Annotated in this window: 9 protein-coding genes and 1 tRNA gene; 9 read left to right on the forward strand and 1 reads right to left on the reverse strand. The window is 44.8% G+C overall.

Annotated elements, in window-relative coordinates; genetic code table 11:
* Positions 1 to 64: 64 nt before the first annotated feature.
* Positions 65 to 140 (forward strand) — tRNA-Thr (locus tag PXY01_RS21675).
* 106 nt (positions 141 to 246) lie between these two features.
* Here PXY01_RS21675 and PXY01_RS21680 read toward each other — a convergent pair.
* Positions 247 to 690 (reverse strand): YvaD family protein, encoded by a 444-nt coding sequence (locus PXY01_RS21680; RefSeq protein WP_127573174.1) that lies wholly within the window; start codon positions 688 to 690, stop codon positions 247 to 249.
* Between the two features lie 321 nt (positions 691 to 1,011).
* Here PXY01_RS21680 and PXY01_RS21685 point away from each other — a divergent pair, with 321 nt between their 5' ends.
* From PXY01_RS21685 to PXY01_RS21720, 8 genes are all read left to right on the forward strand, one after another.
* Positions 1,012 to 1,737: a thioesterase II family protein gene (locus tag PXY01_RS21685; RefSeq protein WP_164744546.1), complete on the forward strand. Its 726-nt coding sequence runs from the start codon at positions 1,012 to 1,014 to the stop codon at positions 1,735 to 1,737.
* An 18-nt stretch (positions 1,738 to 1,755) separates the two neighbouring features.
* Positions 1,756 to 2,325: a maltose acetyltransferase domain-containing protein gene (locus tag PXY01_RS21690; RefSeq protein ID WP_246028058.1), complete on the forward strand. Its 570-nt coding sequence runs from the start codon at positions 1,756 to 1,758 to the stop codon at positions 2,323 to 2,325.
* 33 nt (positions 2,326 to 2,358) lie between these two features.
* Positions 2,359 to 2,820: a GNAT family N-acetyltransferase gene (locus tag PXY01_RS21695; protein ID WP_127573180.1), complete on the forward strand. Its 462-nt coding sequence runs from the start codon at positions 2,359 to 2,361 to the stop codon at positions 2,818 to 2,820.
* Positions 2,821 to 2,904: 84 nt separating this feature from the next.
* Positions 2,905 to 3,099: a hypothetical protein gene (locus PXY01_RS21700; RefSeq protein WP_246028059.1), complete on the forward strand. Its 195-nt coding sequence runs from the start codon at positions 2,905 to 2,907 to the stop codon at positions 3,097 to 3,099.
* A 128-nt stretch (positions 3,100 to 3,227) separates the two neighbouring features.
* Positions 3,228 to 4,052 carry a DUF2935 domain-containing protein gene (locus PXY01_RS21705; protein ID WP_127573182.1) on the forward strand — a complete coding sequence of 275 codons (825 nt, stop codon included), beginning with the start codon at positions 3,228 to 3,230 and terminating at the stop codon, positions 4,050 to 4,052.
* A gap of 88 nt (positions 4,053 to 4,140) precedes the next feature.
* The gene (locus PXY01_RS21710) at positions 4,141 to 4,488 is read left to right on the forward strand and encodes an AMP-dependent synthetase and ligase (protein ID WP_127573184.1); all 348 of its coding nucleotides are present in this window, start codon (positions 4,141 to 4,143) and stop codon (positions 4,486 to 4,488) included.
* A 214-nt stretch (positions 4,489 to 4,702) separates the two neighbouring features.
* Entirely contained in the window at positions 4,703 to 5,395 is a 693-nt protein-coding gene (locus tag PXY01_RS21715) for a type 1 glutamine amidotransferase (protein WP_307719409.1), read from the forward strand.
* Between the two features lie 220 nt (positions 5,396 to 5,615).
* Positions 5,616 to 6,389, forward strand: a complete 774-nt coding sequence (locus PXY01_RS21720) for an IclR family transcriptional regulator (RefSeq protein ID WP_127573186.1) — start codon at positions 5,616 to 5,618, stop codon at positions 6,387 to 6,389.
* Positions 6,390 to 6,989: the final 600 nt, after the last annotated feature.

The raw sequence follows: 6,989 nt of genomic DNA on the forward strand, positions 1-6,989 counted from the left end.
AAACATAAGTAAGCAGTTAAGGCTTCAGCATTCGCATCCAGTTTTGAAGGTGCAACCTTCATGTGCCGGTGTAGCTCAGCTGGTAGAGCAACTGACTTGTAATCAGTAGGTCGTGGGTTCGACTCCTATCGCCGGCACCATTCAATACATAAATTAACCTCCGGGCAACTTGATGCCAGGAGGTTTTTTGCATACTTCTTCTTACAACTATTTCATTTCGATATATTCATATCTTCTATATTTATGCTAACTACGGTGCTGCTGCATATAACGCTTGATCGTAGCGTCGTTAACGGTTGGGTGATGACCTAGCTTTCTAAGGAATCCGACGATAAAGAATATCGGGTATAGGAGTAAATAGAGATTAACCGCCCACCATATCAGATCAAAATCTCCGCTGAACGCCCAGAACGCAATAGCCTGCAAGCCCGAACAAAAAGTAAGGACGAGTGAGATGAGGGCGTAATGTTTCCATACGTGTCTATTTCTTTTGTGGTAATAAAGACTCGTCAGCCCCGTAATTGAGATAAGGATATCTAAGGGAAAGAATGACCAATTCCAATCTACCATTATCGAAATATTGTAATCTTTGAATGCATACTCGTCTGGAATGATATGAAAAAAAGTGACGAGCCAATACGCAATGAATCCGATATCTGTGACCCAAAAAAGCGGTTTAAGCCACTTCATGATTGTCTTCCTCCACCAATTTTTTATTTGAAAATAATGCTTTGCTCCAGAGACTCTGTTTTAGGATTCGAATGTACATTTTACATTAAAAAGTACTTATAGTAAATAAAAGTTGATAATCTGTCCTCACAGTATGGGCATTGATTCGAACGCAGATGATTGAGATAACCCATTCGGAGCGCAATAATGAAATATTTTTCGTGTCGAAAACTTCCATGTAATAAGGAATCATCTTTTCCATATCTATAAAATAGTATAAAGTCATTATAGAGATAGCAATCTTCAAGCAGAAAGGTTTGGTTGTAAAGCATGGTGCCTAAGATGAAGCTGTTTTGTTTGCCTTATGCTGGTGCGAGTGCGAACATATACAGTCGTTGGTCGAAGTATATAACCTATCCTGGCGTAGACATTGAGATTGTACCAGTCGAATTGGCGGGAAGAGGCAGAAGAATAGGAGAGCCCTTCTATGATGGGATCGATGCCGCTGCGCAGGATGCTGCAGGTATAATCGAACATGAATTGTCGGATTACAGCGGTCCTTACGCGATTTTCGGGCATAGTATGGGGAGCTTGATTGCTTTTGAAGTGTGCAGAACATTACAAGAGCGCAATGTTCCACCTACACGGCTGTTTGTTTCTGGCAGAAAAGCTCCACATCTTCCACACTCGAAAAGGATCGTTCATGCACTGCCGGAGGATGAGTTTATTCAGGCCATCATGGCCTATGAGGGGACGCCGATAGAAGTATTTCAACATAAGGAATTGGCCGAAATGTTCATTCCGATCCTTAGAGCCGATTTCCGCATCGTAGAAACTTATCGTTACGAGCTTGCTAAAGGCTTACTTCGTATTCCGGTCGAAGTTCTATATGGAGATGAGGACAATACGGAAGCGGAAGCATCAGCGTGGGCGGCCGTTACTACTTCTACATGCTCGATTCACCGTTTTCAAGGGGGACATTTTTTTATCCATCATCGTACGCAAGAGGTTGGGAGGCATATTACGAACACTCTTATAGCGGACATTGAGACGATCTCAAGTTTTTGATCTGAAAGGATGTTATCGATGCCTGGAAGCAAAACGGAGAAACAGAAGATGCTTGACGGAGAACTGTATTTGGCCAGCGACCCTGAACTCCTTCAGGAGAGGCTCAATGCGCGACGGTTGACCAGGCTATATAATGAAACGCTTGAGACGGAATATGAGCGGCGAAAGGAACTGCTGCAAGAGCTGCTCGGCTCAATGGGAGACTCAATATATATTGAGCCTACTTTTCGATGTGATTACGGCTATAACATTCATGTTGGTAACCATTTTTATGCGAATTTTGACTGTGTCATGCTGGACGTATGTGAAATTCGGATCGGGGATAACTGCTTATTGGCACCAGGCGTCCACATCTATACGGCTACGCATCCGCTTAACGTACAGGAACGGATATCGGGGGCAGAGTATGGCATTCCTGTAACAATCGGTGATAACGTATGGATTGGCGGACGTGCCATTCTTAATCCGGGAGTAACTATCGGCAATAACGTCGTCATCGGCTCAGGAGCTGTCGTTACAAGCAATGTGCCGGACAACGTCGTGGTCGGTGGTAATCCAGCAAGAGTGATTAAAACGATCAACCTGTAAAACCAATGCGAATAACCAATAGGAGCGGGCAGGATGAACATTGAACCGGCTGTGCTGGAAGATGCAGAAGAGATTCTTGCTTTGCAAAGAATAGCTTATCAAAGTGAAGCGCTGTTATATAACGATTACCAGCTTGAACCGCTCTGTCAAACGCTCGAACAGGTTCGGCAGCAGTTCAGGGATCATATCTTTCTGAAGGTCGTTGGGTTAGGTATTATTATTGGTTCTGTTCGAGCATGTTTGGATGAGGGAACTTGCCGAATTGGTAAGTTGATTGTCCATCCGGATTATCAAAACCGAGGAATCGGAAAACAGCTCATGCGTGCTATTGAGGTAGCATTTGCTGGATGTGGTCGCTATGAATTGTTCACCGGCAGCAAGAGCGTCCGTAACATCCGGTTCTATGAGAAGCTTGGATATACAATGGTTAAGCAGGTTGCCGTCAAGCCGGAGTTGACGCTCCATTATATGGAGAAGCTCTCGATAATCGAATAATACGGTTTCTAGTCGGTCACGCTTGCTGTATAAATCGAATCTGTTGGGCACACTACCGTTGATTCAATAATCAAGGGTGGGTAGATGATGAGTAGTAATCATAAGGGCCGTGAAGAGAAAGTAAGTCCAATCAACAATGAAACCGCTAATACGGCAGCCGGTATTAATACGCCGAAGAATCATGAGGACTCTAGCCCGACCGATCTGATGAGCGAAGCCGTCAGCGAGATGATGGACAAGGTGCAGCGTACCTTCGACGGCAGATCGGAAGCACCATAAAGAAGGACAATGAAAGGGAAGCTTGTCTATGCTCGACCGCTCAAATCTGAGCGGTTTTTTGCTGTCTGTACTGTTTCGGTTCAACGGGGCATAACGTTAACCATAATCATTTTGGCAGGAGGCGGATTATGACCTCAACATCTGCTGCATTGCCCGTTCATGGGGCAGAAGAAGCGTGGTTCGAGCATCGTTTCTGGCTGCAAATTCTTGGTGATCATGCCCGTTTTATTTATCACGCGTTGTCCCCTAAGGAGCACCAAGACATACGGCAAGCCTATCTCTGGATGATAACATTTGATCAACTGCTTTATGCTGCCCGCACGCGTTCAACAGGTATGAATGAACTGATACATCAAGCCTTTCAGGCTGCAGCTCAGCTGAGAAGCTTTAAGCTATCGCTGCTGGAACGGCAATTGACAGGCAGATTGGTCTTTGAATTGCCGCCGACCTTTATTAACCATATGGTAAATGAGCTGGACAAGTATCTCCGTATATTGAATGCACTGCACATCGGGCATGCGGTGCCCAGATACGATCCGCTTCATTACGATTTGGTTTGGCTGCCTGATGCTGCCGGACATGCCGGAACCTTCGTGATGGATTTTGATCGGGTGGAACAAAGGCTTATTCATCGAAGCGCTAAATTCGAGAAGCATTTTAAGGCACTTTATTTAAAAGCCGTCGAAATGGTCGGGTACATGCGTACTAATTTGAAGGATTTCCCTGCCTACCGCAGGTTTCACCGCGAAATCGATTATGAGATGCAATTATTTATTAAATTTTTGAAAGAGATTGAGGAGCTGCAACTGACCTCTGAGACACTAGATATTATCTCTCCGCTTATGCCCGATCATATGGCCAGAGAAGAATGCTACTATTTAACAAAGCTAGCCGCTGACGGCCTGGTACCGCATCCTAACTGTGATCCGGCGAGGCCGCGTATAAATGATTAAGAATGATCACATAATATCCAAGGGCTTCCATGGAGGGATGATCCTTTTCAATTAAATTCAAATTAAATTGTTACGGAGGTTATTCTCAATGTTTCAGCAATCGAACTCGTATCAGCAGACCTATTCGCAGCAGCTTGCACATTGCGAGCAGCTTGTGCATCAGTTGATTCAACAGACGCAGCAAGCATCGGCGACCTATCAGCAGCTATTGAAGCAGGAACAGGAGAATGCGGCTCAATTGCAGCAAATTGCTCAACGTGAGCATCAAGCGGCGCAAATTATTCAAACTGCACTGCAAGGCCATCAAACCGCCATCCAACAGCTGCAGCAAATCGGAGGCATCTGCTCTCAGTTATCTCATACGCCAGTTCAATCGAGTGCTGCTTATGCCAACAACCAATTCCAAGCCTATAACAGCTACCTCCCACGGCATTAAGGGAAGTATTCTGAACGAAGATCTTGGGAAAGAGAAGGCCAGTGGACATTGTCCATTCGGCCTTTTTTATGTTTTGATATCAAATGCTGAATCGTTTTTATTCGTTTATCCCATTATTCGAGAAATGAATACTGTTACATGTCGATCAATCCTATACAATAGCTCTATCGACAGCAGCCATTGTCATTCGTACATCGTCGAGGAGGGTTATTATATGGTGAAGGTACTGGCGTTTAAACATTATGATTTCGATGATCCAACGGCGTTCGAGCAGTGGGCGGAGCAGAACGGGCATCAGCTTCGAATTACGGACCCTGCGTGTGGAATCAACATAGCATGGCTTGCAGATACCGATCTTCTAATCATTTGTGGCGGGCCTATGAGCGCTTATGATGATGATAAATATGAGTGGTTAAGGGAAGAGAAGGCATTTATTCGGAAAGCAGTAGAGCAGGGGATAAAAATATTAGGCATCTGTCTAGGTGCACAAATGCTGGCTGAGATTCTTGGCGGGAAAGCTTATAGGCATTCTGTCAAAGAAATTGGGTGGCACCTTATTTCGCGCACGGAGGACTCCCATCCATGGACATCGTGGATGCCTGATCAGTTCTTTTCGTTCCAATGGCATGGCGATACGTTCGAGCTTCCTCCTGGCGCTCGTTGGCTTGCACGATCAGAAGCATGCGGTCATCAAGCGTTTGCTTGGGGGGATCGTGTAGTAGGCTTACAGTTTCATCTGGAAACGACGCCGTCCTGCATTGAGCAAATGATGGACAAATGGGCCGATGAAATGGTCGATGCTCCGTATATTCACAGCGCAGAACGGATTCGTGCCGGGTATAGCCGCAGCGAGGAGTCGTTCCGAATGCTCCATACAATGCTTGATCAGATTGCAGCCTCTTCATAAGCTCTTGCGAACTCCAGCCTTGATACGAAGGGTGGAGTTTGTTTTATGATAAGTATATTGACATTGATGCGCTGTGAAATCCAATGGATTCGTATATTTTCTATTGGATAATTGAAAGTCACACGATTCCATTCTGCCTCCATGTCAGTTATAATAAACTCATGTTATGTAACGTGACATTATAGAATGGCATTATTGATTCGCTAAGGAGGAGCCGCATATGTCCGTCATCTCAAAGGCGATTCATATATTGGATTATCTTGTGCCTCAAGGCAGCGAACGGGAGGTAAGCGTCACGGCAATAAGCCGCGAGCTTGATATGCCAGTTCAAAGCGTACATCGTATTCTTGGGTCACTTGCCGAGCACGGATTTGTGACGCAAAATCAGAAGACGAAGAAATATAAGCTTGGCCTTTCCATTATGAAATATGGGTTCCTCATGTGGGATAGCCTAATGCTTCGGTCGACTGCCCGCCCTTACATGGAGCAGCTGTCTCGTCAAACGAAGGAAACGGTATATTTGGCGGCTAGAGAAAATACAGAAGGCGTATATATCGACAGCATTGATTCGCCGCAGGTTCTAAAAATATCCGAGCCGATCGGCTTAAGGCTCCCGCTGTTCATAGGTGCTTCGAATCGGGTCATTCTGGCTTTCATGCCGCAGAACGCTAGAGATCGCTTGCTGCAAGACGTAGATTGGAGCAGCATTCCTTCATTAAAGCCGTTAACCCGTGAAGGTATCGAGCAGGAGCTGGAAATCATCCGCAACCGTGGTTATGCCGTTACGTCAGGCGAAGCGACGGAAGGGACTACAGGTATTGCTGCACCGATATTTTCGTACGAGAATACAGTTATCGGATCGTTGAATTGTGCAGGACCATCCATACGGTTTACCCCGGAGAAGATCGAACAGTACAGCTGCCTTGTTAAAAAAAATGCCGAACTCGTATCCAAAGAGCTCGGCTATCGAAATCTTTATCGAATGAGGGGCTAATCAGCTGGTTATACAATAAGCAGGCACTGCTAATCTGTCAGTGCCTGCTTTCAGTTTAAGGTATGACTAACATAACCCATGTAATATCCGTATAAAGTATTCGTCATTTCGATTGTACGCACATCGAGTTTGAATTTTTAAACAGGTCGATTATGGTCAGATACCACGATGATTGACCTTTTTTGTTATTTTCGTTTTCTCGCAGGATTTTGAAATTAATCGCAGCTTTACGAAAGGACACTGCGATGGATATAGTGTCAGGAACTTCGCATTTAATCTATCGGAGAGTCCGACCACTATATTGTCAGAACTTAACTGAAAATTTAACAACGGGAAGGTCATGTGTTAAAGGCTAGCCACTATTTCTCTAATTCCTATAATACAAGCGGTAAATTCGTCAAAAGCTTTGCTAGAGGGAACGCATGGAGAACGTACGACTTTCCGTAGACAAAATCGCTGACGCACATAATATAGGATCCCTTTTAAGTTGCTACCGTTTTATTTTGATTAAATTATTAAAAAGGGGTTGCGCAAATCAAACAATCCATGGTATATTCTAATTCCGGCCGAGAGAAACGACGCCGGTGAGAGAAACGAACG

The organism is Paenibacillus xylaniclasticus, assembly GCF_004001065.1.
In the GTDB taxonomy this organism is placed as follows: Bacteria; Bacillota; Bacilli; order Paenibacillales; family Paenibacillaceae; genus Paenibacillus_T; species Paenibacillus_T xylaniclasticus.